The organism is Bradyrhizobium sp. BR14999 (assembly GCF_056106085.1).
Genome location: NZ_CM148536.1, coordinates 230,732 through 254,746, shown reverse-complemented (window position 1 = coordinate 254,746; position 24,015 = coordinate 230,732). Strand labels below are relative to the sequence as shown.

Annotated in this window: 25 protein-coding genes; 10 read left to right on the top strand and 15 right to left on the bottom strand. The window is 64.3% G+C overall.

Going from position 1 to position 24,015, the window contains the following annotated elements; genetic code table 11:
* Nucleotides 1–203 precede the first annotated feature (203 nt).
* Nucleotides 204–1,409 carry an ABC transporter substrate-binding protein gene (locus ACR9YP_RS01180; protein WP_438104521.1) on the bottom strand — a complete coding sequence of 402 codons (1,206 nt, stop codon included), beginning with the start codon at nt 1,407–1,409 and terminating at the stop codon, nt 204–206.
* Between the two features lie 169 nt (nt 1,410–1,578).
* On the opposite strand from ACR9YP_RS01180, the gene ACR9YP_RS01175 reads away from it, so the two are divergent.
* Together ACR9YP_RS01175 and ACR9YP_RS01170 are read left to right on the top strand one after the other, a co-directional pair.
* Entirely contained in the window at nt 1,579–2,346 is a 768-nt protein-coding gene (locus ACR9YP_RS01175; protein WP_438104523.1) for a FadR/GntR family transcriptional regulator, read from the top strand.
* Between the two features lie 115 nt (nt 2,347–2,461).
* Nucleotides 2,462–4,075: an acyl-CoA synthetase gene (locus ACR9YP_RS01170; RefSeq protein WP_438104524.1), complete on the top strand. Its 1,614-nt coding sequence runs from the start codon at nt 2,462–2,464 to the stop codon at nt 4,073–4,075.
* Nucleotides 4,076–4,366: 291 nt separating this feature from the next.
* On the opposite strand, the gene ACR9YP_RS01165 is transcribed toward ACR9YP_RS01170, so the two are convergent.
* Nucleotides 4,367–5,563, bottom strand: coding sequence for an MFS transporter (locus tag ACR9YP_RS01165; RefSeq protein ID WP_438104526.1), 1,197 nt, complete (start codon nt 5,561–5,563; stop codon nt 4,367–4,369).
* 186 nt (nt 5,564–5,749) lie between these two features.
* Here ACR9YP_RS01165 and ACR9YP_RS01160 point away from each other — a divergent pair, with 186 nt between their 5' ends.
* From ACR9YP_RS01160 to ACR9YP_RS01150, 3 genes are all read left to right on the top strand, one after another.
* Complete coding sequence (locus tag ACR9YP_RS01160) at nt 5,750–6,553, top strand: MBL fold metallo-hydrolase (RefSeq protein WP_438104528.1); 804 nt, start codon at nt 5,750–5,752, stop codon at nt 6,551–6,553.
* Between the two features lie 135 nt (nt 6,554–6,688).
* On the top strand, nt 6,689–7,705 hold the full coding sequence (locus ACR9YP_RS01155) for an alpha/beta fold hydrolase (protein WP_438104529.1): 1,017 nt from the start codon (nt 6,689–6,691) through the stop codon (nt 7,703–7,705).
* 14 nt (nt 7,706–7,719) lie between these two features.
* Nucleotides 7,720–8,667: a fatty acid desaturase gene (locus ACR9YP_RS01150; protein WP_438104531.1), complete on the top strand. Its 948-nt coding sequence runs from the start codon at nt 7,720–7,722 to the stop codon at nt 8,665–8,667.
* A 56-nt stretch (nt 8,668–8,723) separates the two neighbouring features.
* Here ACR9YP_RS01150 and ACR9YP_RS01145 read toward each other — a convergent pair whose 3' ends face one another.
* Complete coding sequence (locus ACR9YP_RS01145) at nt 8,724–8,972, bottom strand: hypothetical protein (RefSeq protein WP_128936708.1); 249 nt, start codon at nt 8,970–8,972, stop codon at nt 8,724–8,726.
* A gap of 136 nt (nt 8,973–9,108) precedes the next feature.
* Complete coding sequence (locus tag ACR9YP_RS01140; protein ID WP_474218824.1) at nt 9,109–10,089, bottom strand: helix-turn-helix transcriptional regulator; 981 nt, start codon at nt 10,087–10,089, stop codon at nt 9,109–9,111.
* 85 nt (nt 10,090–10,174) lie between these two features.
* Between ACR9YP_RS01140 and ACR9YP_RS01135 the strand changes: the two genes are divergently transcribed.
* The gene (locus ACR9YP_RS01135; protein WP_474218823.1) at nt 10,175–10,819 is read left to right on the top strand and encodes a glutathione S-transferase family protein; all 645 of its coding nucleotides are present in this window, start codon (nt 10,175–10,177) and stop codon (nt 10,817–10,819) included.
* Nucleotides 10,820–11,038: 219 nt separating this feature from the next.
* On the opposite strand, the gene ACR9YP_RS01130 is transcribed toward ACR9YP_RS01135, so the two are convergent.
* The 4 genes from ACR9YP_RS01130 to ACR9YP_RS01115 form a co-directional block, all read right to left on the bottom strand.
* Nucleotides 11,039–11,821 (bottom strand): enoyl-CoA hydratase/isomerase family protein, encoded by a 783-nt coding sequence (locus ACR9YP_RS01130; protein ID WP_474218822.1) that lies wholly within the window; start codon nt 11,819–11,821, stop codon nt 11,039–11,041.
* A 12-nt stretch (nt 11,822–11,833) separates the two neighbouring features.
* Nucleotides 11,834–12,940 (bottom strand): cyclic nucleotide-gated ion channel, encoded by a 1,107-nt coding sequence (locus ACR9YP_RS01125; protein ID WP_438104538.1) that lies wholly within the window; start codon nt 12,938–12,940, stop codon nt 11,834–11,836.
* A 143-nt stretch (nt 12,941–13,083) separates the two neighbouring features.
* The gene (locus ACR9YP_RS01120; protein ID WP_128955591.1) at nt 13,084–13,302 is read right to left on the bottom strand and encodes a hypothetical protein; all 219 of its coding nucleotides are present in this window, start codon (nt 13,300–13,302) and stop codon (nt 13,084–13,086) included.
* A gap of 125 nt (nt 13,303–13,427) precedes the next feature.
* On the bottom strand, nt 13,428–14,873 hold the full coding sequence (locus ACR9YP_RS01115) for a TAXI family TRAP transporter solute-binding subunit (RefSeq protein ID WP_438104539.1): 1,446 nt from the start codon (nt 14,871–14,873) through the stop codon (nt 13,428–13,430).
* A 401-nt stretch (nt 14,874–15,274) separates the two neighbouring features.
* Between ACR9YP_RS01115 and ACR9YP_RS01110 the strand changes: the two genes are divergently transcribed.
* A complete protein-coding gene (locus ACR9YP_RS01110) occupies nt 15,275–15,622 on the top strand; it encodes a DUF3307 domain-containing protein (protein ID WP_176945729.1) in 348 nt (115 codons plus the stop codon).
* Between the two features lie 279 nt (nt 15,623–15,901).
* Nucleotides 15,902–16,300: a hypothetical protein gene (locus ACR9YP_RS01105; RefSeq protein WP_176945723.1), complete on the top strand. Its 399-nt coding sequence runs from the start codon at nt 15,902–15,904 to the stop codon at nt 16,298–16,300.
* Here ACR9YP_RS01105 and ACR9YP_RS01100 read toward each other — a convergent pair.
* Together ACR9YP_RS01100 and ACR9YP_RS01095 are read right to left on the bottom strand one after the other, a co-directional pair.
* The gene (locus tag ACR9YP_RS01100; RefSeq protein WP_370987924.1) at nt 16,297–16,620 is read right to left on the bottom strand and encodes a YkgJ family cysteine cluster protein; all 324 of its coding nucleotides are present in this window, start codon (nt 16,618–16,620) and stop codon (nt 16,297–16,299) included. The two genes, ACR9YP_RS01105 and ACR9YP_RS01100, sit on opposite strands and share 4 nt — an antisense overlap.
* A gap of 5 nt (nt 16,621–16,625) precedes the next feature.
* Entirely contained in the window at nt 16,626–17,324 is a 699-nt protein-coding gene (locus tag ACR9YP_RS01095; RefSeq protein ID WP_091890491.1) for a helix-turn-helix transcriptional regulator, read from the bottom strand.
* Between the two features lie 113 nt (nt 17,325–17,437).
* On the opposite strand from ACR9YP_RS01095, the gene ACR9YP_RS01090 reads away from it, so the two are divergent.
* Both ACR9YP_RS01090 and ACR9YP_RS01085 read left to right on the top strand, forming a co-directional pair.
* The gene (locus ACR9YP_RS01090; protein WP_438104541.1) at nt 17,438–17,698 is read left to right on the top strand and encodes a hypothetical protein; all 261 of its coding nucleotides are present in this window, start codon (nt 17,438–17,440) and stop codon (nt 17,696–17,698) included.
* A 36-nt stretch (nt 17,699–17,734) separates the two neighbouring features.
* On the top strand, nt 17,735–18,463 hold the full coding sequence (locus ACR9YP_RS01085; RefSeq protein ID WP_438104543.1) for a glutathione S-transferase family protein: 729 nt from the start codon (nt 17,735–17,737) through the stop codon (nt 18,461–18,463).
* A gap of 265 nt (nt 18,464–18,728) precedes the next feature.
* Here the strand turns inward: ACR9YP_RS01085 and ACR9YP_RS01080 are convergent, their stop codons facing one another.
* The 5 genes from ACR9YP_RS01080 to ACR9YP_RS01060 all read right to left on the bottom strand — a co-directional run bounded on the left by ACR9YP_RS01080 (nt 18,729) and on the right by ACR9YP_RS01060 (nt 23,880).
* Complete coding sequence (locus ACR9YP_RS01080) at nt 18,729–19,880, bottom strand: ABC transporter substrate-binding protein (RefSeq protein WP_438104545.1); 1,152 nt, start codon at nt 19,878–19,880, stop codon at nt 18,729–18,731.
* Between the two features lie 91 nt (nt 19,881–19,971).
* Nucleotides 19,972–20,391, bottom strand: coding sequence for an acyl-CoA thioesterase (locus tag ACR9YP_RS01075; protein ID WP_130220568.1), 420 nt, complete (start codon nt 20,389–20,391; stop codon nt 19,972–19,974).
* 12 nt (nt 20,392–20,403) lie between these two features.
* Entirely contained in the window at nt 20,404–21,165 is a 762-nt protein-coding gene (locus tag ACR9YP_RS01070; protein ID WP_438104547.1) for an SDR family NAD(P)-dependent oxidoreductase, read from the bottom strand.
* Between the two features lie 25 nt (nt 21,166–21,190).
* Entirely contained in the window at nt 21,191–23,074 is a 1,884-nt protein-coding gene (locus ACR9YP_RS01065) for a feruloyl-CoA synthase (RefSeq protein ID WP_474218821.1), read from the bottom strand.
* Nucleotides 23,071–23,880 carry a crotonase/enoyl-CoA hydratase family protein gene (locus ACR9YP_RS01060; RefSeq protein WP_438104551.1) on the bottom strand — a complete coding sequence of 270 codons (810 nt, stop codon included), beginning with the start codon at nt 23,878–23,880 and terminating at the stop codon, nt 23,071–23,073. The genes ACR9YP_RS01065 and ACR9YP_RS01060 overlap by 4 nt, the downstream gene beginning before the upstream one ends.
* Between the last annotated feature and the right edge of the window lie 135 nt (nt 23,881–24,015).

Below are 24,015 nucleotides of genomic sequence, written 5' to 3'. Positions count from 1 at the left end.
GCCCCACCGCTGATCACGCAGAAGGGCCGGCTCAACATGCAGCGATTTTTGCATCGCAACTTGATGCAGATCAGACGGCAACGAGGTATGCCTGTCCCTATTTTGGGCAGCTCGTCGCCGCGGCCCGCCCGCCTTGGCTGATCAGGCGGACAGGCAAGCCTAGCTGAACAGATGTCGTCGGCCCACAAGTGAGCCGTGCCGCCTCACTTCACGAGCGGACAGCCACCATCCTTCAACGGCCGGAACGCCTGGTCGGCGGATACCTCGGCGAGCAGCTTGTAGTAGTCCCACGGCCCCTTCGATTCCTCGGGCTTCTTCACCTGGAACAGGTACATGCTGTGCACCATGCGGCCGTCCTCACGCAGCACGCCGTTGTCGGTGAAGGCGTCGCGCACCGGCAGCTCGCGCATCTTGGCCATCACTGTCTTGGTGTCCTTCGTGCCCGCAGCCTGCACGGCCTTGAGGTAATGCAGCGTGGCGCTGTAGGTCGCGGCCTGGTTCATCGTCGGCATGCGCTTGACGCGTTCCAGGAAGCGCTTGCCGAAGCCGCGGGTCTTGTCGTTGAGGTCCCAGTAATAGGCCTCGGTGACGATCAAGCCCTGCGCGAGCTTGAGGCCAAGGCTGTGCACGTCGGAGATGAACATCACGATCGCAGCCAGGTTCTGGCCGCCGGCGACGATGCCGAACTCGCCGGCCTGCTTGATCGCGTTGATGGTGTCGCCGCCGCCATTGGCGAGCCCGATGATCTTGGCCTTGGAGGCCTGGGCCTGGAGCAGGAATGACGAGAAGTCCGCCGTGTTGAGCGGATGCTTGACGCTGCCGAGCACCTTGCCGCCCGCCGACTTCACGACGTCGCCGGTGTCGCGCTCGACCGAATGGCCGAACAGGTAGTCGGCGGTGAGGAAGAACCAGGTATCGCCGCCGTTCTTGACGATGGCGCTGCCGACGGTGTGCGCGTTGGCATAGGTGTCGTAGGTCCAGTGCGCGGTGTAGGGCGAGCAGGATTTTCCGGTGATGTCGGAGCTGGCCGCGTCCGTCACGATCATGATCTTCTCGTACTGCTTCGACAGCTCCATCACCGCGAGCGCGGTGGCCGAGGTCGGCAGGTCGATGATCATGTCGACGCCCTCGGTCTCCCACCATTTGCGGGCGATGGTGGAGGCAACGTCGGGCTTGTTGAGTACGTCGGCCGAGACCATGTCGATCGGCTTGCCGAACATCTGGCCGCCAAAATCCTCGATCGCCATTTTTGTGGCCTCGACATTCCCCATGCCGCCGATGTCGGAATAAACGGAGGAGAAGTCGGAGAGCACGCCGATCTTGAGCGGTGCCTGCTGGGCGGAGGTGGGAGAGATCAGCACAGCCGACAGCAGGCCGGCCGCAGACATGAGGGCTGCGATAGGTCTCATGGATAACGGTTTCCTCTTGTATGGGGAACTATCCTGTCCCTTTGTCCGACAAAGTTAGAGCTGGGTTCCTGCGGAGTCAATTTGCTCCGGATCTGACTTCCGTGACGTAGTTTGACGCACCCTAGGCGAAGCAATATAGTTTGTCGGACAATCGACATTGGAGGCCGTCTTGCCTGTCGCGCCGCTCTTTCGTCCGCTCGATGTCGCGCCGGCCTATCAGAAGGTCGCCGACGCCATCGAACGCGAGATCGTCAATGGCCGCATCAAGCCGGGCGATCCCATCGGCACCGAGCACGATCTCGTCCGCCAGTTTGGCGTCAACCGCTCGACCATTCGCGAGGGCATCCGTGTGCTGGAGGAGGGCGGGCTGATCCGGCGCGACTCCTCGCGCCGCCTGCACGCCTGCCTGCCGCGCTACAGCAAGCTGGCAAGCCGGCTCAGCCGCGCCCTGGTCCTGCATGAGGTCACCTTCCGCGAGCTCTACGAGGCGTCGATGACGCTGGAAGTCGCCAGCATCGAAGGCGCAGTGGAGCGGGCGACGGAAGACAACATCGCCGAGCTCACCGACAATCTCGCGCGCAGCGAGGCCGTGGTCGGTGATCCCGCGATGCTCGCCGAATGCGATGCCGAATTCCACGTGCTGGTTGCCAAGGCCTCGCAGAACCGGGTGCTTCAGCTCGCCCGCGAGCCGGCCGCGCAATTGTTCTATCCGACCACCGAGATGATCGTGACTGGCGTGGCCGAAGGCGGGCCGCGTCTCGTCGCCGCGCATCGCCATCTGATCGACGCGATCCGTCGCCGCGACCGCGAGGCCGGCGTGCTGTGGACGCGCCGGCACTTGCAGGACTGGCGCCGCGGCTTCGAGAAGATCGCTTCGCTCGATCGCTCGGTCGAGCACATGTACATGGAGCACGCGCAGGCGGCCCGGCGCAGGTAGCGCATGATCCGGAAAAGTGTGAAGCGGTCTTCCGAGAAGATCATTCGCAAAATAAAGACAAGCCTCAAGAATTCAAACTGCTTCAATAAACAAAGACGTCACATCGGAGGGACACATGACCGGCGATACCGCAGCCACCATCGCGAAAGCCCGCGAGCATTCCATCGGCGATCTCCTGCGCCGCGCAGGCGGCCGCGCACCGAATAAGCTCGCGGTGAGCTGCGGCGATGTGAGCTGGACATTCGCGGAGATGGACGCGATCTGCAACCGGCTCGGCCGCGGCCTGCTCGGCCTCGGCATCAAGAAAGGCGACCGTCTTGCGGTGCTCTCGCGCAATTCACACGCCTTCGCGGCGCTGCGCTTTGCCGTGGCACGGATCGGCGCCGTGCTGGTGCCGATCAACTTCATGCTCAATCCGGACGAGATCAATTTCATCCTGAAGAGCTCTGGCGCAAAGCTGCTCGCGACCGGCCCTGATTTCGTCGAGCCGGCGCGCGCGGCCAGCGCCAAGGATTGCGCGATCGAGAAGATGATCTGGTTGCCGGGAGAGGATCCCGCCACGGCACCTTCGGGCCTCACCACCTTCGATGATCTCTTGCATGCCGACGGCTCGTTCCTGGGCGCGTCCGTCGACAGCCGTGATCTCGCACAGATCGTCTACACCAGCGGCACGGAGTCGCTGCCCAAGGGCGCGATGCTGACCCATGAAGCCGTGATGTGGCAGTATGTCAGCTGCATCATCGACGGCGGCATGAGCGTGGACGACAGGTTCCTGCACGCATTGCCGCTGTATCACTGCGCCCAGCTCGACGTCTTTCTGGGGCCGCAAATCTATCTCGGCGCTTCCGGCGTGATCACGGGCAAGCCGACCGCCGACAACATCCTGGCGCTGATCCAGGCGCACAGGATCACCTCGTTCTTCGCGCCGCCGACGATCTGGATCGCGATGCTGCGCTCGCCGAACTTTGACAAGACCGATCTGTCGACCTTGCAGAAAGGCTATTATGGCGCTTCGATCATGCCTGTGGAGGTGCTGCTCGAGCTGCAACGCCGTCTGCCCAACGTGAAATTCTGGAATTTCTACGGCCAGACCGAGATCGCTCCGCTCGCGACCGTGCTGCGCCCCGAGGACCAGCTGCGCAAGGCCGGCTCGGCCGGCAAGCCGGTGCTCAACGTCGAGACGCGCGTGGTCAACACCGCGATGGAGGACGTCAAGGTTGGTGAGGTCGGCGAGATCGTGCACCGCTCGCCGCATCTGTTGTCCGGCTATTACAACGATCCCGTGAAGACCGCGGCGGCGTTTTCGGGCGGCTGGTTTCACTCGGGCGACCTCGCCACCGTCGACGACGAGGGCCACATCACCGTGGTCGATCGCGTCAAGGACATGATCAAGACCGGCGGCGAGAACGTCGCAAGCCGCGAGGTCGAGGAGATGGTCTACCGCATCCCCGCTGTCTCCGAAGTCGCCGTCGTCGGCCTGCCTGATCCGCGCTGGATCGAGGCGGTGACCGCGATCGTCGTGGTCAAGAGCGGCGAGACGCTGGACGAAGAGTCCGTCATCAAGCATTGCGCCGGCCAGATGGCGCATTTCAAGGTGCCCAAGCGCGTCATCTTTGTTGATAGCCTGCCGAAGAATCCGAGCGGCAAGCTGCTCAAGCGCGAATTGCGTCAGCGCTTCGTCGGCGGCGAGACGCTCGACAAGGCGATTCAGAAGAATTTTGGAACGTGAACGCGCTTTTCGCCTCTCCCGCGCCTGTCCCGCCGAAGCTTTAGCGAAGGCGGATGCGGGCGAGGTCTCCGCGAGTCCCTCCCGTAGGTTTGAAATAAGTCGGCATCCACATCGTCATTGCGAGCGCAGCGAAGCAATCCAGAGTCTTCCCGCGGTGGCAGTCTGGATTGCTTCGCTGCGCTCGCAATGACAGGAGGAGGAAACTGCGCGAGTCCCTCTAGCATCATTTCCACGGACGCGGCCCGTCACCCCGGCCCTCTCCCCGTGCAGGGCAAGGAGAGGGGGAAGAACTCAATATTTCTTCACTGCCGCCCCGAAGGCCAGCCACAGCGCCATCGAGACCAGCCCGAAACCGCCGAGCAGCAGGAAGGTCGGACCGTAGCCGACCCATTGCGCGATCCAGCCGCCGAGCGCCGGACTGAGGCTCGCGCCGACGCCCTGCACCGTGATCACGGCGCCCTGGCCGAGATTGATGCGGCCGGTGCCGTTGAGCGAGCGCGCGACCATGCCGGGGACGGCAACCGTCTGGAGCCCGGTGCCGATGCCGTCGAGCACCTGCATCGGTACGACGCCCCACCATCCCGTGACGAAGAAGGCAAGCACGCCGCGGATGGGCAGGAACATGAAGGAGATCAGGATCACTGGCCAGTAATTGCGCTTGCTCGCGACCTTCATCGCGATCAGCGAGGTCACGATCATCACGCCCTGCGCGATCACGATAGTGGTCGCGACGAAGCTCGGGCCATTGGCCTGGGCGTCGGCCACCGCTGCAAGTCCATAGAGCGGCACGATCGCGGCATTGCCGAGATGGAAAAGGGCGAGCGCGAGTGCCAGCACGAGCAGCGGCTTGTGCTTGAGCAACATCGTCATCGCATCCGGCGGAGCTTTCGAGTCATCCTCCTTGCTGCCGCGCGAGGCGCGATCGTCGATCGCCTTGGCGGGGATCATCAGCACGCAGGCGATCGCGATGGCGCCGAACACGGCCGCCAGCACGAAAACGGCAAAATAGCCAAACCTGTAGCCAAGATAGCCCGACAGCGCGGCACCGACCATGTTGCCGGCGTGATTGTACGCCTGGTTGCGACCATTGAGTGCGTTGAAGCCCTTCTGCTTGGCGATGCCGAGCGTGATGCCGGTCACCGCCGGCACGATCGCGGCACTCGCCAGCGATTGCGCGATCTGGGAAAAGGTGACGGCCCAGAAGTTTTGCGAGATCAGGATGATTGCGGACGCCAGCACCACGCAGATGCCGGGAATGACGACCCACATGCGCTTGTTGCGACTGGAATCGATGAAGCCGCCGATCGGCGTCGTGACCAGCATGCCCGCGACATTGCCGACCGTCATCGCGGTGCCGATCAATCCGCTCGCCCAGCCGCGCTCCTGCAGGAAGACGCCGACGAACGGCCCGATGCCCGACTGCATGTCGGCCATGAAGAAGTTGAGCGCGAACAGGGGCCAGATACGAGGTGAAGGGCGCGATGTCATCGAGACGCTGAACGCAATGCTGCCGATCGACTGAGATCTCGCATGAGGCGGAGACTGCGGGCCCATAGGTGCCCGGGCGGACCAGAACCTAACCTGCGCTCATCGCGTTGGTTCCGATCGTCCTTGTGATCGCAGGGCCCGCGACGTCATGTCATACTTGCGACAGTCTCAATCAGGATCATGGCCATGCCACTCTGGACCTGCGAAACCTGCGGCGCGCAATTTCCGGACAGCGGACATCCGCCCGCATCCTGTCCCATCTGCGAGGACGAACGGCAGTATGTGGGTTGGAAAGGGCAGATTTTCCTGACGCGCGAGACGCTGGCAGAGCGCCACCGTGTCGTCTGGCGGGACGATCTCGGCCTGACCGGCCTCTCGCTCGAGCCGGACTTCGCCATCGGCCAGCGCGCGCTGCTGGTGCCGCTCAGCGACGGCTGCCTGATGTGGGACTGCGTACCGCTGGCAACGCCGGAGGCGATTGCGCATGTGCGTTCGCTCGGCGGACTGAAGGCGATCGCAATCTCGCATCCGCATTATTATGGTGCGCTTGCCGACTGGAGCGAGGCGTTCGGCGGCGTGCCGGTCTATCTGCACGCTGATGACCGCCAATGGGTGACGCGGCCACATGCATCGATCGTGCACTGGGCTGGCGATCACCATCGCATTTCCGACGACGTGATGTTGCTGCGCACTGGCGGTCATTTCGCCGGCGCCACCGTGCTGCACTGGCGGCACGGTGCGGACGGCAGGGGCGCGCTGCTCACCGGCGATATCGCGCAGGTGACGATGGATCGCCGCTTCGTCAGCTTCATGTATTCCTACCCCAACTACATGCCGCTCAACGCCGCCGCGGTGCGGCGGATCGCGGCGGCGGTGGAGCCGCTCGCTTTCGATCGCATCTATGGTGCCTGGTGGGACCGCAACATCGCCGCAGGTGCCAAGGCCGCGTTTGAGGCGTCGGTCGCGCGTTATCTGGCGGCCATCGCCTGACCACATGCCGGTTCGGGAGCGCTTGCTACGCCCGAATAACTGTACTATAAGTACATTATTGAGCGCGGATTTCGGCATGATCGATGCATCGCCAAACGCCGCGCGACTTGCAGTGCGTGAGCGGGAGTTGGGTCCATGACGGCGCAACGCGACTACGAGATATTCGAGGCCGGCGACGTCACGCTCCAGTCCGGCACCGTCTTTCCCGCGCTGAAGCTCGCCTACAAGACCTATGGAACGCTGAGCCCGGCCAGGGACAACGTCATCCTCTATCCGACCTCGTTCAGCGCGCAGCACGTCGACACCGAATGGCTGATCGGGCCCGACGGCGTGCTCGATCCCACACGCTACTTCATCATCATCCCGAACCTGTTCGGCAACGGCCTGTCGTCATCGCCGTCGAATACGGCCGTGCCGTTCCCGAAGGTGACCTATCACGACGCGATCGCGGTCCAGCACCGGCTGCTCACCGAACGTTTCGGCATCTCGACGCTCGCGCTGGTCTATGGCTGGTCGATGGGCGGCATGCAGGCCTATCATTGGGCGGCGCTGCATCCTGATATGGTCGAGCGCGCAGCGATCGTCTGCGGCAGCGCGCGCTGCGCGCCTTACAATCATGTCTTTCTCGAAAGCGTGAAGGCCGCGCTGACCGCCGATCCCGCCTTCCGCGACGGCCGCTTCGTCGAGAAGCCAATCGCCGGCTACCGCGCGATGGGACGCGTCTATGCCGGCTGGGCGATGTCGCATGGCTTCTATCGCGACGAGATTTGGCGCGAAGCCGGTTCCACCTCGCTGGAGGATTATCTCGTCCGTGGTTGGGATGCGACCTTTGCGCGGCGCGATGCCAATGATCTCCTGGCGCAGATCGAGATCTGGCAGAGTGGTGACGTCAGCCGCTGCGCCGCATTCGGTGGCGATTTCGACCGCGCGCTCGCCGCGATCAAGGCCCACATGCTGCTGATGCCGGGCGCGACCGATCGCTATTTCGACGTCCGCGACAACGAAGACGAGCTCGGCCGGTTGACCAGCGCAAAATCCGCGGTGTTGCATCCGATCCCGTCGCAGCACGGCCATCGTGCCGGCAACCCCGTGAACAATCCGCGTGATCAGGCTTTCATCAAGGCCGAGATCGCAGCGCTCCTCATCAGATAGGCAGGCATCCGGTCATGACTGACACAACCGTTTCAGAGCCCGGCCATCGCCTGAAACCGCTGACACCGGCGATGCTGCGCCAATTGTCGGTCCGCTCCGACCTCAGGGGCGCGGCGCAGAGCCTCGGCCATTACGGCGCAGTCGCACTGGTGGGTACGCTGATCTGGATGGTCGCCTCGCGCCATGGCGTGCTCTGGGCGCTGCCGTTGATGGCGGTGCAGGGCTATCTCGTGGCGTTCTTGTTCATGGCGGTGCACGAGACCGCGCACAAGACCGCGTTCAAAAGCCGCGGCCTCAATCTCACTGTGGGCTATCTCTCGGCCTTCATCATCGGATTGCCTTACGAATATTACTGCCTGTTTCACTGGGATCATCATCGCTACACCCAGGATCCGGACAAGGATCCTGAGCTGATCGTTGGCGTGAAGGCGACCTCCGACACCCAGCTCGCGATCGCCTATAGCGGTCTGCTCCAGGTCGCCGGGCGTCTGCGGCTGATGCTCGGCCACGCCGTCAGCGGCAAGGTCGTCGTGCCCTGGATCCCCGAGAGCAAGCGCGCCATCATCGTGACCGAGGCGCGCGCCTATGTCGCGCTCTATGCGCTGTTGCTTGCACTGTCGCTGTGGCTCTCCTCGGCGCTGCTGCTCTGGGTATGGATCGTCCCGCTTGCGATCGGGCAGTTCTTCCTGCGGCCCTATCTCTACGCCGAGCATACCGGCTGCGACCGCACCCGCAGCGCCTTCCAGAATACCCGCACGACCTATACGGGCGCGATCGTCAAATGGTTCGCGTGGAACATGCCCTATCATGTCGAGCATCACGCCTATCCGTCAATCCCCTTTCATGCGCTGCCGCAGCTGAACGAGCTCGTCGATGGCGAGATCGTCCATTGCGGCCGCGGCTACATCAGAACGACGCGCGAGACCTGGGCCTGGTTTCGCCGGCAGCGGCAGAGTGGCTAGCTCAACGCAAAGCTCCGGTCGCGGTGCGACCGGAGCTTTGTCGTGAAGGCGCGATATCAGTAGATCCCGTAGGCGCAGACATTCACGACGCGGACGCGCAGGCCGTGGCGGGTCTGGACGAGGCGCTCCTGGTAGCAGTTGCTGACGCCGGTGTTGACATAGACGCCGCCGAAGCCCCAACCCGGGCCCCAGCCATGACCCCAGTGGTGATGATGGAAGCCGCCGGCCGAGGCGGCGGTGGGGGCGAGCGCGGCAACGCCGAGCGAGCCGGCAGCGATCAGACCAAGTGCAAGCTTACGAAACATCTTCATTCTCCATGTGGCGCAGGGTCATTGTTGTGTCCCTGCATCTCGGTCGGACCGAGACGCGAATGCGTTCACCGCGATGGCTGAGAATCGTGTTTCAGGATTGTTTCGTGGGCCGCGGCAAAATGTGCCGCCGTCAGGCTTTCCGCGCCACGCGATAGCGCGCGGCCATCGCCTGCGTCAGCTCGATCATCTTGTCGCGGAGATCGGCGGGCTCCAGCACTTCGGCCTCGGGGCCCAGCCGCAACAGTTCGGCCGCGGCATGCCATGACGTCTTGCCGACCGGGACCCTGGCGATGCGCCAGCCATCTGCGTCGACGGTCTCCTCAAGCTGCGTGCGTGCCTTGACGTAAGGCTGGCTCAACGCGTCGAGCAGCTTGACGCCGAACGGCGACAGCCGGACGACCGCGACATTGGGATGCATCTCGGCCTCGAGACGAAGTGTCGCGGCCTGCCAGTAAGCCGCGAGATCGAAATCGGCGGGACGATCGAAGCGATCGTCGAGCGCCGTGCAGTCGAGCACCCGCGCGACGCGATAGGTTCGCACGTTGCCGTCGACTTGCCCTGCGAGATACCAGCTGCCGCCCTTCAGCACGAGGCCGAGCGGGGCGACGCGGCGCTGTTTCTCTGCGCGCCAGCTCTGGTATCGGATCTTGATCAGCGTTCCGCGCAACGCCGCGCCGGCGATGGTGCGCAGATGCTTTGGGTCCTCGGCCTCGCCGAACCAGCCCGGCGCATCCAGGTGAAAACGTTCCTGCATCCGCCCGGCGTCCTCGCGCAGATTCGCAGGCAGCGCGGCCATCAGCTTGTTCTGCGCGGCGATCATCGCAGCGTCCAGCCCGAGCGCCGCGGCCGGGCCCGGCAAACCCGCCAGGAACAGCGCGCCTGCCTCGCTCTGCGACAGCCCGTTCAGCCGTACACGATAGCCATCGAGCAGGCGATAGCCGCCCTCGGCGCCGCGGTCGGCATAGACAGGTACGCCGGAGGCGGCGAGCGCATCGATGTCGCGATAGATCGTGCGCACCGAGACCTCGCAGGCTGCGGCGAGCTCGGGCGCGGTGACCTGCCCTCTGGCCTGGAGGGTGGTGAGGATCGACAGCATTCGGCTCGCGCGCATGATCCCTTAAACCATACCTGACACAGGATGTCAGGTATGGTCCGCTACAGATGCCATCGCCAAATGGGCAGATGGGAGACCCGCCATGACCGATCCGAACCGCATCACGCTGTATTATTCGCCGCAGAGCCGCGCCACCGGCACGCGGGTGCTGCTGGAGGAGTTGGGCGCGCCCTACGATCTCCATGTCCTCAACATGAAGGCCGGCGAGCAGCGCAAGCCCGCTTATCTCGCCATCAACCCGCTCGGCAAGGTGCCGGCGGTCCGCCACGGCGAGGCGCTGGTGACCGAGCAGGTCGCGATCACCATCTATCTCGCCGACCTGTTTCCGCAGGCGGGGCTGACGCCCGCGCTGAACGATTCCTTGCGCGGTCCTTATCTGCGCTGGATCGCCTATTATGGTGCCTCGTTCGAGCCGGCCATGATCGACAAGTTCATGCAGCGCGAGCCGGCGCCGATCACGCAATCGCCCTATGCCGATTATGACACCATGCTGGGCGCGCTCGAGGCGCAGCTGTCGAGGGGGCCGTATCTGCTCGGCGAGCGTATGACGGCGGCGGATGTGTTGTGGGGCGTCGCGTTCAGCTGGACCATGATGTTCGGCATCGTGCCGAAGAGGGACGTTTTCGTCCGCTATGCCGAGCGCATCACCTCACGGCCTGCGTACCAGCGCATCACGGCGGCCGACGCCGAGATGGCGGCGCAGCATGCCAAGGCTGCTGGGGGGTAGGCAGCGCGCCTCAATCTCCGCTGTCGTCCCGGGCAAGCGTAAGCGCAGACCCGGGACCCATAACCACAGGATTTGGTGTGGCGAAGACTCGGAGTTATCAGCTTGCCATCGTTACCACTCCCTGTGGTTATGGGTCCCGAATCTGCGCGCGCTTGAGTTGCGCTTGTCCGGGACGACGGCTGAATGTGGAGCGCGCCCTCGTGCTCCCTCCCCGATCTCTCAAAACCGCGGTGCCCGTTTCTCGGCGAACGCCTTGATGCCTTCCTTGATCTCGTCGCCACGCATGCTGTCGCGGTGGCGCTGGTCGGCGGCGGCTTCGTCGAGCTCGCCGCGGGCGAACTCGTTGATGGCACGCTTCATGCCGCGCATCGCCTGCGGCGCGTTGCCGGCGAGGACGCCAGCGAGCTTGTCGACCTCCTCGTCCAAAAATTCCACCGGCACCATGGCAGTGAGATAGCCGATGCGCAGCATCTCCGGCGCGCTGATCCTCGAGGCGGTGAGGAACAGTTTTTTCGCATTGTCGACGCCGAGCCGGGTCACGTAGCGTTTGATGCCGCTCGGGTAATAGTGCAGCCCGAGCCGTGCCGCCGGCATGAACATCTCGGCGGTGTCGACGCCGATACGGAAATCGCAGGCCAGCGCGAGGTCGGTCGAGCCGCCATAGACGCCGCCGTTGACCCGGCAGATCGTCGGCACGCCCAAATCCTCGAGACGGTTGACGACCACCTCGAACGCCGAGCCCGCGCTCTGCTGCTCGCTCGCGCTCACCGCGCGCTCCGCCACCGAATTGAGATCGTAGCCGGCGGAAAAGGCGCGCCCGGTGCCGGTCAGCACCAGCACGCGAATGGCCGGATCGCTCTCGATCCGGTCGAACAACTTGACCAGGTCGCTGAGATCCTCCGCCTGGAGCCGGTTGAGATGTTTTGGCCTATTGAGGCGGATGGTGGCGCGTGCGCCGGTGATGTCGAGTACGGGGCTGGTCGCGTCGGCTGTGTCCGACATTCTTGTCTCCATTTAATTGTTCTCGAGCGCGCGCCGTTTTGCTTCGGCGTCGATGGTCTCGGCAAGATCGGGATGCCGCGCCATCAGCACGCGGAAATCGACGAGGTCGAGCACCAAGAGCCGCGACACTTTCGTGGTCGAGACGTTGGCACCGCGCTTGTTGTTGCCGAGCAGCGCCATCTCGCCGAAAAAGGCGCCTTCACCGAGCTGCACCTTCTTGCCGGGCAGGTCGACCTCGACCTCGCCGGCGGCGATGAAATACATGCAGTCGCCCTGCGTCCCCTTGCGGATGACCAACGTGCGCGCCGGCAGCTCCATGGTCCGCAGCATATGGGTGACGTCGGCGATGGCCGCAGGCCCAAGCGCAGCGAAGAACGGCACCTTGCTGACGGATTCCCAGGTCTTGAGGAAATTGTCGCGACGGGTCTCCGCGGCAAAGCCGGTCGCCAGAATACCGGTCCACAGCCCGAACACGCCGAGGCCGGAGATCATCACCAGCGCCGCCACCATGCGTCCGAGCGGCGTGACCGGCACGACGTCGCCATAGCCCGTCGTCGTCAAGGTCACCACCGCCCACCACAACGCGGCCGGCACGCTGCCAAACGTCTGCGGCTGCACGTCCCGCTCCAGGAAATATTCGGCGACCGAGGCGAGAAAGATCACCATCAGGAAGATCACGAGCACGCTGACCAGCGGCCCGGATTCCAGCATGAGCACGCGGCGGAGCTGCCGCAAGCCCGGAATGCCCGGCACCACCTTCAGCACCCAGAGCACGCTGAGCAGCCACGCCGTCTTCGGCTCGACGCCGAGAACCAGCGCGAGCGGCACGGCCAGCGCGCCGATCGCGTCAACGATGCCGGCGGAGGAGGACATATAGAGCGAAAGCCGCCCTTGGCGCGCCATGTGGCGCAGCCGGACCAGCCATTCGAACACGAAATAGGCGAGGCAGACCCATAGCAGGCCGTTAACCCAGCCGCGCGCCTCATTGGCCCGGTTGTCTGTCAGCAGCACCATGCTGAGCACGCCGACGCCGACGGCCACATAGGCCGTCTTGGTCATGTTGCGGCCGGCCGTGGCGGCCGCGAACTGGGCCAGAGCGGAAATCAACGGCTTGGACATGCGGGAAGGCGGCTCGGTTCTGGCTCGTGTGGTCCCGGTTGGGACTTCAGGGCCAAAGTGCCCGCCCGGGCCGAGGCCGTCAACGACAGGCGCGGGCCGCAGCGTCGTCGAACAGGGGAGGGCGGTGAGGCGGCCGGCTGAGGCTACCTGAAATGCGGTGGCTCGTCGTAGCCGCGGCGGCTGCTGAAAAACAGCAGAACCATCAGGCCAACGCCGACGACGAGGGAAAATCCCGCCCCCAGCGCGAGGGCCCAATAACCTTCCGCCGGGATCGGATCGCCTTCGACCGCCATGGCGGAATAGGCGAAATAGCCAACCGCCGCCAGCATTCCCAGCAGGAAGATGACGAGGAGTGTACGCATGGCGCGTTCTCCAGCTGCAATCCGTGAGCCAACGGCTGTAGGTGGGGACGGTTCCTGGGTTCCGACTGTCCATCCACCGCCAAGACGTCCGGCAGCCCCGACCTGAGGACATCAAAACTGTCGGATCAGGCGCTCTGGGCGGTCTTGACCACCACGACGTTGCTGTCGTCCTGCAGGGGCGAGCCGGCATCGCGGGCGGCCTTTTCACTCTCGCTGGCATGACGTTTCAGATAGTCGCGGCGCATGCTGATCTCGTCGCGGACGAACTCGTAGCCGAGCTTGAAGGTATCGAGCCCGTCGGTGCTGATCGTACCGTCTCTGAGTCCAATGACGGCCCCGCGCAAGATGCCTTCCAGCTCGTCCTGGAGACATTCGAGCTGATCCAGCGAGTGGGCGTGCTCGATCCGCTCGCCGATGTCGAGGATGGCGGTGGAAAGCTCGCTGGCCTTTTCCGGCGCGATCCTCGTGATCTTGGCGTAGATCGCAGCGAAGATCGACCCGATGACGCTGAGCGCGGCGGCGCCCAGATACATCACGTCGCTGTACTTATCCATGAACGACTTGGTGTCGTCGTTGATGTAATCGGCGGCGCCCCGATGCGCCATCACGAAGGCATCCTTCTCGACGGAGGCCGGCTCTATCCTGGTGGCAAAGCCGTTGTCGAGCCCGAGCGCGGATTTGTTCTCGTAGACGATGCGCGCGAGCTCGCCTGCGGTGGTTGGGGACATCCTGGATTGTGCGACCAGGAGCCATTCGAGCCCGATCGTGTCGAGATCGTCGTCGGGAATTTGCGGGTACGTCGACAACGTGCCTGCTGTCAGCGTCTCGTCGGAAATGCCCGGGAGTTTGCGCGCCAGCGTCTTGGCGTCGTCGATCGCGTTGAGCGTGAAGCCGCCGCGCTTGGCAACCTGTTCATAGGATTTGTCCCGCACTGCCCTGGAGGCGTGGACGATGGCGATCACCGCGCTGAAGCCGCTCGCCGGCGCAAACAGCTTGTCGAGTGTTGCGCCCTGCGGTGCCATCTGGATCTTGGCGGCATCGGGACCGTCGGGGACGTCGAGAATACTGCGGACGAACGTGAGCGAAGATTCGTTCTCGGCGACGACCGCGACCTTCTTCTTCTTCAGCTCGGCGAGCGACTTGATCTTCTTGTTGCCGGGACCGAGCAGGAGCACGAGATCGTGCTCGAGGATCGCAAGCGTGCGCGCCCGCAGCGGCACTTTGGCGTCCGTGCGCAGCACGGCGAGGTCGGCCTGCTTGCGGTCGAACTGTGCGATCGCCTTGGCGTTGTCCGCGTTGTTGACGATCTTGATCCGGAAACGCGAGGCGTTGTTCTTCAGGAGAGCGGCGAGCTTGGCCGCGAACAGCGCCTCGTCGCTGTTAGGGCCGCCGACGGCAAAGGTCAGCGTTTCCGAATTGTGCACCAGCGTGCGCCCGGCCCAGACGGTGGCGAGCGACAGCAGAAGGGTCAGCACGACGTAGAGGAAGACCTGCTGCTGGTTGGTCTTGATCACCTTGGGGCGTCGGGGCGGCGGCTCGGGTAGTGATGCGGTGGGGCCTTCAGTACTCATGGCAGCACTCTGGCCTTAATCTTTGGCTGGCGGCGCATGGCATGGGAAGCGCAGCGAACGCCCTGCAATTCGTAAACGCCTGAAAAAAGAACGATATTCTCTGCCGCCGATGATAGCGCGAAGGTCACGGAATGCAAATTTCGAGCCGAAGGTAACCTTACTCGACGCCGCCGCGGCGATTGGTCATCCTATCACCAGTTAGCCACAGTTGGCGATTTTCCGGTTCCCCCGGCTGCATTCCGCCGCGGGAAATGTCATAAATCAGAGGTCCCGGCGATTTGACCGGTCCAAGAAGAAGTTGCGCTGAACGCTCCAATTTTTCTTGTCACCTCAATGAGGGCGTCGGCTTGTCGTTTCCACCCATGTCTTCGGCGGTTCCGGTTGAAGCGCTCATTGGCTGGATGCTGCTGCTCACCTTCAAGCACATCATCGCCGATTTCGTCCTCCAGACCGCCTGGATGGCGCATGGCAAGGACCAGAAGCACGGCTGGGCCCTGCCGCTTCTGGTGCACTGCCTCGTTCACCTTGCGGTTGCGCTGCCGCTGATCCTGATCGTGGCGCCGAAATTCTGGTTCGTGGCGTTCATCGACTTCGCGATCCACATCACGATCGACCGCGCCAAAGGGTTCATCTCGGCCAATTTCGGTGTCGACCTGGCGCATCCCTGGTTCTGGACCCTGATCGGCGTCGACCAGGCGCTGCATCACCTTACCGGCTTCGGCCTCTCCATCTTCATGGCGGCGAACTGAGCCTAGCCACGTTTGGCCGGCTGCTCGGCCTTGCATGGTTCGAGACGCGCCGTGCGGCGGCGCTCCTCACCATGAGGGTCGGGGATCTCGCCGCGGGACAAGACCTCATCCTGAGGACCCGCCAAAGGCGGGCGTCTCGAGGAGGGCCACCGGAAACCTTCTTTCCTCTGCCTCCGATTCTCGGCCAGAGCGCAAGCACCCCGGGTCACTACCGGGCAGCGTGGTTAACCTTTCGTTAGAGAATTGCGCTGCATCTTCCCCACACGAGGGAGAACTGCAATGTTTTCAAGCCGCGATTCCTTTGAAAGCGATTTCTGTCCGGTTCGCGACGAGCTCCTTGGCGAGATGTATCGCGCCAGCGCGAGTGGCCTGCCGAGGCTGGTTGAGAGTGTTTCCCCTGACGCGCGCGCTCGCCTGGCGCTGTTCTGCTATCGCCGCAGCCATCTGCATTCGCTGGCGGTCGCGATCGCCGCCAGCTGCAGCGAGCGCGACCTGATCGACAACGGTGGCCGCGTCGGTTCGACGCTCTACGCGCTGTCGCGCGAAGGCGCCGCGAAATCCTCGCCGTCGCTGTCGGGCGGGCGCAAGCCGATCACGCTGTCGACCAAGCCGCTGTCGGTGCTGGCACCGCTCGAGGACGAACTCGACGACGAGATCAGCGAAGCCGTTCCGGCCTAAGCGGCCTCTATCACCGCAAGCCCGAACTTCCGCCGCGCCATCGCGCATTCGGCGTCACCGGGCATGCAGGTGCGGCACACCTCCGGCCGCGCGGCATAGATGCCGCACGCCGTCGCCTTGCCGATCTCTCCCTTTAACGCCGAGCAGCGATCGCCCTCGCAGCGCATGCCGGATTGACGCGCGTTGACCAGCGCCTCCGGGATCGCTGCAAGCTCGTCGTCGCTCTCGATCGAGAAGCGCGGCCAGTTCGCCGAATAGCCGCAGCAGGCACCGCAACTCTGGCAACAGCTCGACAGATCGAGCGGCGAGGTCTGTTCCATCGTCGTCATGTGTCCTTTGGCGGACCCCAGACCAGGCTCTGCCGCCATCTTGCGCGCAGCACGTCGCGCCGCTCCGGATATTTTTCGTCGAGATAGGTTGCCTCGACCACGCGGTCAGTGCGGAAGCTGCGGAAGTCGCTGCGCAGCTCGCACCAGGCCGCGAGCAGGCGCACGGCTTCGAGATAGCCGACCGAGATCGGCCAGATCATGCGTTCGCTGGCGCGGCCCTGCTCATCGCGATAGCGCAGCATGATCTTCTTGCCTTCGTGGATCTGGGTGCGCGTGCGCGCCATGTCCAGGCGGTCCGGCTCCCTGTTCCAGCTCGGCCGCGCGCGGCTCGCCGGCTCCAGCACGAAGGGACGCAGGCGCTCGGGGACGGTGTCGGCGATCTTGGCCATCAAGTCCTCGGCGGCGCGTGCCAGCGCGGAATCGGCGTGGCCCGCGACCCATTGCGCGCCTAGCACCGCCGCCTCGATCTCGTCGGGCGTCAGCATCAGCGGCGGCAGGTCGAAACCCTTCTCCAGGATGTAACCCATGCCGGCTTCGCCGCGGATCGGCACGCGCTGGCCGATCAGCGTTGCGATGTCGCGATAGATGGTGCGCTTCGACGTCTCGAGCTCGGCCGCGATCGCGTCCGCCGTCAGCGGTTTACGCGTGCGCCTCAGCACCTGGATGATCTGAAACAGCCTGTCGGCGCGTCTCATGACGGGTCTCTTGTTCGTGGTCTTTTCAAAAGGCGACGCGCGGCTGCTGACAGGATGTTGGCAGCAGGGGAGTTCTATACCGGGACAACACGTCGACTGAAGAGGATTTGTCCATGATCGTTCCAACCCATTTCGGCCCTGCCGGCCCGCTGTGGCGCGCCCAGATGTGGCAGGCCCGGGCGTTTAGCCGCCTCGTTTCGCTCGATCTCATGGTCGTCGATCTCCGATTTGCGTTCGCAAGCGTGGTGGCACGCTTGCTGATCCAGGCTGCGGACGCGCTCGCCCGCCACATCATGAGCCGCGCCTGGCAGGGCGCCCGCTTCGCAGAAGATATCACGGCTGCTGCCACCATGGTGGCAGCAGCCGGCAGGTAGGTTCCGTCCACGTTCGGCAGGTTCAGGAGAGGTTTCATGATCACGCTTTACGGCTTTGGTACCGGCTTCGGCCTGCCGGAAATCAGCCCCTTCGTCACCAAGACGGAGGTGCAGCTCAAAATGGCGGGGCTGCCCTACCGGAAGGAGCGCGCGATGCCGCCAGCTTCGCCCAAGGGGCAGCTGCCCTTCATCGACGACGGCGGCGAGGCAGTGGCCGATTCCACCTTCATTCGCGCCCATATCGAGCGGCGCTACGGCTTCGATTTCGACGCCGGGCTGTCGTTGCAGGAACGTGCGCAGGCCTGGGCGTTCGAGCGCATGATCGAGCATCACGTCTATTGGGCGTTGGTCGGAGCGCGCTGGGTCGATCCGGTCAATTTCGCCAAGGGCCCGTCGCATTTCTTCGACGGCGCACCCGAGCACAACCGCGAGAAGCTGCGCGAGGACGCGCAATTCCGCGTCGCCGAGAATTATCTGCTCTCCGGTCTCGGCCGCCACGCGCCCGACGACGATGTCGATCTCGCCGTGCGCTCGCTGTTCGCGCTCTCGGTGCAGCTCGGCGACAAGTCGTATCTGATGGGCAACAAGCCCTGCGGCGTCGATGCCACCGCCTTCGGCGCACTCGCGGGGATCCTGACGCCGTTCTTCGAATCGGCCTTGCGCCAGCGCGCCGAGGGATTTCCGAACCTCACCGCCTATGTCGACCGCATGATGGATACATATTATCCGGAGTTCGCCTGGACCCCGTTGCGACAGGCGGCTTGAGGCCCGCGGTGTATCTGCCCGATCGCTGTAACCTCTCCCGCTTGCGGGAGAGGTCGGCGCGCAGCGCCGGGTGAGGGTTCTCTCCGCTGGGGGACTTTCCGTAGGCCTCAGATAGTCATTATGCGGAGGCAACCCTCACCCCAACCCTCTCCCGCAAGCGGGAGAGGGGGCGCACCAACGCCCGTAGCCGCAGCTCGTGTCTAACCGCAAAACAAAAGAGCCGGCCCATCGGGCCGGCTCTTCTCGTTGCGAACTATCGCTGCGCCTACTTCACCAGCGAGTACTTGCCGTTCTTCACCGTGAGCAGGATGCGCGAGCGGTCGTCGAGGCCGTAGCGGTCCTTTTCGGTGAAGTTGTAGACGCCCTGGCTTGCCGCCAATTCCTTCTCAGACAGCAGGGCCTGGCGGATCGCTTCGCGGAATTCCGGCGTGCCGGGCTTGGCCTTCTTCAATGCCGCCGGAATGATGCGCTTGAGGAGCTCGAACGCATCGTAGGAATGGCCGGCGAACTGGCTGCGGCTGTTCGGACCGTACTTGGCTTCATAGGCCGAGTTGAGTGCGAGGCCCGGCTTCTTGGTCAGCGCGGTGTCCGGCTGATCCTCGGGGTCCATCACCGGGCCCGAGGCCATCAGCACGCCCTCGGCCGCTTTGCCGGCGATGCGGATGAAGTCCATGCTGGCCGCGCCATGGGTCTGGTAAATCAGGCCTTGATAGCCGCGCTCGCGCAACTCGGTCTGCGGCAGCGCGGCCGCGGTGCCGGAGGCGCCGATCAGGATCGCGTCGGGATTGGCGGCGACGAGCTTGAGCACCTGTCCGGTCACCGAGGTATCGGGACGGGCGAAGCGCTCCTCGTCGACGATGGTCATGCCCATCGGCACGGCCTGCGCCTTGAGGTCGTTGAACCAGAGGTCGCCATAGGAGTCGGAATAGCCGATATAGCCGAGGGTCTTCACGCCCTTGGCCTTCATGTGATCGTACAGCACCTTGCCCACGATCGGGATCGGCTGCGGCATCGCCACCGACCACTTCATGCGCTCCGGCGTGATCGGAAACGGCGCGAGGCCGAAATGCGGAATGCCGGCCTCGTTGGCGACGTTGGAGACCGCGATGGTCGGCGGCGTCAGCGCCGAGCCCATGATGATGTCGGCCTTGGATTCGGTCACGAAGCGGCGGGCGTTGGTGGTCGCGGTGGTGGGATCGCCGCCGTCGTCGAGCACGATCACCTTCAGCGGTACACCGCCGATCTCCTTCGGCACGAATTCCAGCGCGTTGCGCTCGGGAATGCCGAGCGCTGCGCCCGGGCCGGTCGTGGTGGTGGTGATGCCGATGGTGATTTCGTTGGTCTGGGCCAGCGCGGGCAGGGCCGGCAGCGCCAGCGCGGCCGCGGTGATGGCGGCGGTCAGGTAAAAGCGTTTCATCTATTCCTCCCTGTACGTCTTTCTTTGAAAGCAGAAATCGGGGGGTAATTCAGCCCCCCTCTTTTGGTGATGCGGCGATTTAGCTCCGGCTCTAACTCCCCGTGAACTTGGCAACCATTTCCGCCGGGAACGGTGCCGATTTCAGCTTGTCGGGGTTAACGGGATCGCGGCCGACCAGGACGCGGGTCTCGAATCCTTCGATCGCCAGCGCGTCACCCTTGTAGACGTTGTGCTTCACCTCGAAGCTCGAGCGCTTGATGCTCTCAATCTTCGTTTCGATGGTGATCCAGTCGCCATAGGTCGAGGGGATGTAGAACTTGGCCCGCGTGTCGACCATGGGAATGCCCACCAGACCGTATTTGCGGACCAAATCCTGCTTGGAGAATCCGGCGACCTCGAACAGGGTCGACGTCGAATCGTCGAACATCGCGAAATAGCGCGGGTAGTAGACGATGTTGGCGGGGTCGCAATCACCCCATTGGATCTGGACGTCGCGCCGGTTCACGAACATGCGTCGCGCGCCTTACTTCGGTGCCATGCGCAGCGAGCCGTCGAGGCGCACCACTTCGCCGTTCAGATACGCATTCTCGACCATGTGCAGCGCAAGCGCGGCGAACTCGTCGGCATTGCCGAGCCGGCGCGGGAAGGGAATCGCGGCGGCGAGCGAGTCCTGCGCTTCCTGCGGCAGGTTGGCGAGCAGCGGTGTCAGGAACAGGCCCGGCGCGATCGTCAGCACGCGGACGCCGAATTGCGCGAGCTCGCGCGCTATCGGCAGCGTCATGCCGACGATGCCGCCCTTGGAGGCCGAATAGGCGGACTGGCCGATCTGGCCGTCATAGGCGGCAACGGAGGCGGTGTTGATGATGACGCCGCGCTCGCCGGTCGCCTGCGGCTCCAGCTTGGACATCTCGGCGGCGGCAAGGCGCAGCATGTTGAAGGTGCCGATCAGATTGACCTTGATCACCTTGTCGAAATCGGCGAGCGCCATCGGGCCGTCGCGGCCGACGACGCGTTTTGCAACGCCGATGCCGGCGCAATTGACCAGCACGCGCGCCGGGCCGTGGGCCTTGCTCGCCTGCGCGATCGCGGCTTCAGCGGAGGCGGCATCGGAGACGTCGCAGGTCACGGCGACGCCCTTGATCTCGGCGGCAACGGTTTCAGCAAGCTTGGCATTGAGATCGCACACCGCGACCTTGGCGCCCTGCGCCGCCAGTTTTCGCGCGGTCGCAGCGCCCAGCCCCGATGCGCCGCCGGTGACGATGACTGCCTGATCCTTCAACAACATGGCGTTCTCCTTTGGCGATGATTTCTTACGCGACCGATATCACACGGTCCGACGGATTGGCAGCGTAGAGCTCCTCGATCAGGAGGTTGCGATGTTCCAGCACCGCGCGCTGGTTGATCGAGCCCTTGTCGGTGACCTCGCCCTTGTCGATCGACAGCGGCGTGTCCATCAGGATCGCGCGCGTGATCCGCGTCGAGGAGCCGGTAGCTGAGCTGAGGAAACCGGTCAGGCGTTCGCGGAATGCTTCGCGCACGAGCCGGTCGCGCGTCGCGACGACGAGATCGTCGGCCGGCAGCGTCGGGTTGATCAGGCGGCAACCGTCGAGGTCGAGCACCACGAGTGCGGAGACCTCGTCACGGTTGATGCCGGCGATGACGACGTCGCGCACCAGTGGGGCGCAGGCAGCAGTGAGACGCGCGCGCAAGGGGCCGACGCTGACCCAGGTGCCGCTCGCGAGCTTGAAATCCTCGCTGACGCGCCCGTCGAAATCAAAGCCGGCATTGAGATCGTCGGGATCGGCGGGCTTGAGCGCGTCGCCCATCTTGTAAAAGCCTTCCTCGTCGAAGGACTTTGCGCTGATGTCGGGCTGGCGCCAGTAGCCGGGCATCACGTTCGGCCCCTTGGCGCGGACCTCGAGCTTGCCGTTGTTCGGCACCAGCTTGGCCTCGTTGCCTGACACCGGCAGTCCGACATGGCCGGAGCGGCTGGTGCGCGGATTGACTGACATGAAGAACGGCGCGGTCTCGGTCGCGCCGAGGCCGGTCAGCATCGGTACGCGATAGCCCTTCTCCTTCACCGCGAGCTCGTCGAGACTGTCCCAGACGAACGGCGACAGCGCTGCGCCCGAGAAGAACATCGCATGCAGCCGATCGAAGAACTTTGCGCGCAGGCCCTGGTCCTCGCGCAAATACGGCAGCAGCGACTCATAGCCCTTGGGGACGTTGAAATAGACCGTCGGCGAAATCTCCTGGAGATTGCGCACCGTCTCCTCGATGCCGCCAGGCACCGGCTTGCCGGCGTCCAGATACATCGAGCCGCCGTTGTAGAGCGTCAGCCCGATATTGTGGTTGCCGCCAAAAGTGTGATTCCACGGCAACCAGTCGATGATGACCGGCGGCTCGTCCTTGAGGAAGGCGAGCGTCTCGCGCAGCATCACTTGGTTGGCGCAGATCATGCGCTGGGTGTTGATGACGGCCTTGGGATTGCCGGTCGAGCCCGATGTCAGCAGGAATTTTGCGATCGTGTCGGGGCCGATCCTGCCGTGGACGTCGTCGAGATCGCCGCGGATCGGCGTTGCCATGAGATCGGCGAGCAGCGTGACGTCGCGGCCCGGCACCTTGCCAAAAGACGCGGCGATCTCGGTGCCGAGCGAAACGTTTGCGGCGAGCGCGTCCGCGAACTTGTCGGCGTCTTCGGCGAAGACGAGGCCGGGCGTCAGCAGCTTCATCAGATAGGAGAGCTTGCCGTAATCCTTCGACACCAGCGAGTAGGCCGGCGACACCGGGCAGAACGGAATGCCGGCATAGAACGCGCCGAACGCGAGCAGGGCGTGATCGATCGAATTGCCGGAGAGGATGACGACCGGCCGCTCCGCCGACAGGCCGCGCGCGATCAGGCTTGATGCGATGTGCCGGCTCGCGGTGAGCTGCTCGGCATAGGTGATCTTGCGCCAGCCGCGGCCGCCGTCGCGCTCGGCCATGAAGACGCGATCCGGCGTCGTGTTCGCCCAATGATGCAGGCGGTCGGTGATGCGGACGGGATAGTCGCCGAGAGGCTGCTTGGGCCTGAGGTAAATCGTGCCGTCGTCGCGGCGTTCGATGTTGACCACGGGATCGCCGAACGAGATGGGCCGCAGCGGAAAAGTGCTCGCGCCGCGCTCCATGCTGGAAGAGGACGGCTGCGCGCTCATGACTTCGGCTTCACCTTTGCGGTCTTGTGTTCGAGGAATTCGCGGATCCTGCGCTTTGCCTCTTTATCGCTCTGCGCGACGGTCGCCATCAGTGATTCCATGAGCAGGCCGGTCTGCGGATTGGCCTCCGCGATCATCGGCAACGCCTGGAGCACGGCAAAGTTCGTCAGCGGTGCGTTGGCGGCGACCTTGGTCGCGAGCTCCAGCGCCTTGCCGAGCCCGTTGCCAGCCTCCGTCACATATTGCGCGAAGCCGTAGGAGGCGCCTTCGGTCGCGCTATAGACCCGGCCGGTCAGCATCATGTCCATCATCCGGGCGACGCCGATCAGCCGCGGCAGCCGCACCGAGCCGCCGCCGCCGACGAAAATGCCGCGCTGTCCCTCCGGCAGGGCGAAATAGGTCGAGGGCTCGGCGACGCGGATATGCGCGGCGCAGGCGAGCTCGAGGCCACCGCCGATCACGGCGCCTCTGAGCGCGGCGATCACGGGTACACGGCTATACTGGATGCGGTCGAACACCCGGTGCCACATCTGGGAATGGAGCAGGCCGCCGGTCGCATCATGCTCGGTCAGCTCGGACAGGTCGAGGCCGCTGGAGAAATGGTCGCCGATTCCATGGATGACGACCGCGCCGATATCCTCGGGCAGGTTCGCAAAACACTCGCCGATTTCCAGGATGATGCCATCATTGAGCGCATTGCGCTTGGCCGGCCGGTTCAGACCCACGGTCAGAACCCGGTCCGCCCGCTCGATCCTCAAAAGCCCTGAGGCGCCCGCGTTAGCGGTCTCGGCGTTTCCCTGTGTCATTTGCGTCCTTGTCAGAATAGTTATGTTGTATAACGAATTTTGGCGGAGTCAAGGAGGGGGCGATATGAACTCCGGCGCTCATTGGGCCGGTTGGGACTGCTCCGGCGAGGGAGTCCGTTGTGATAGGTTGCCGCA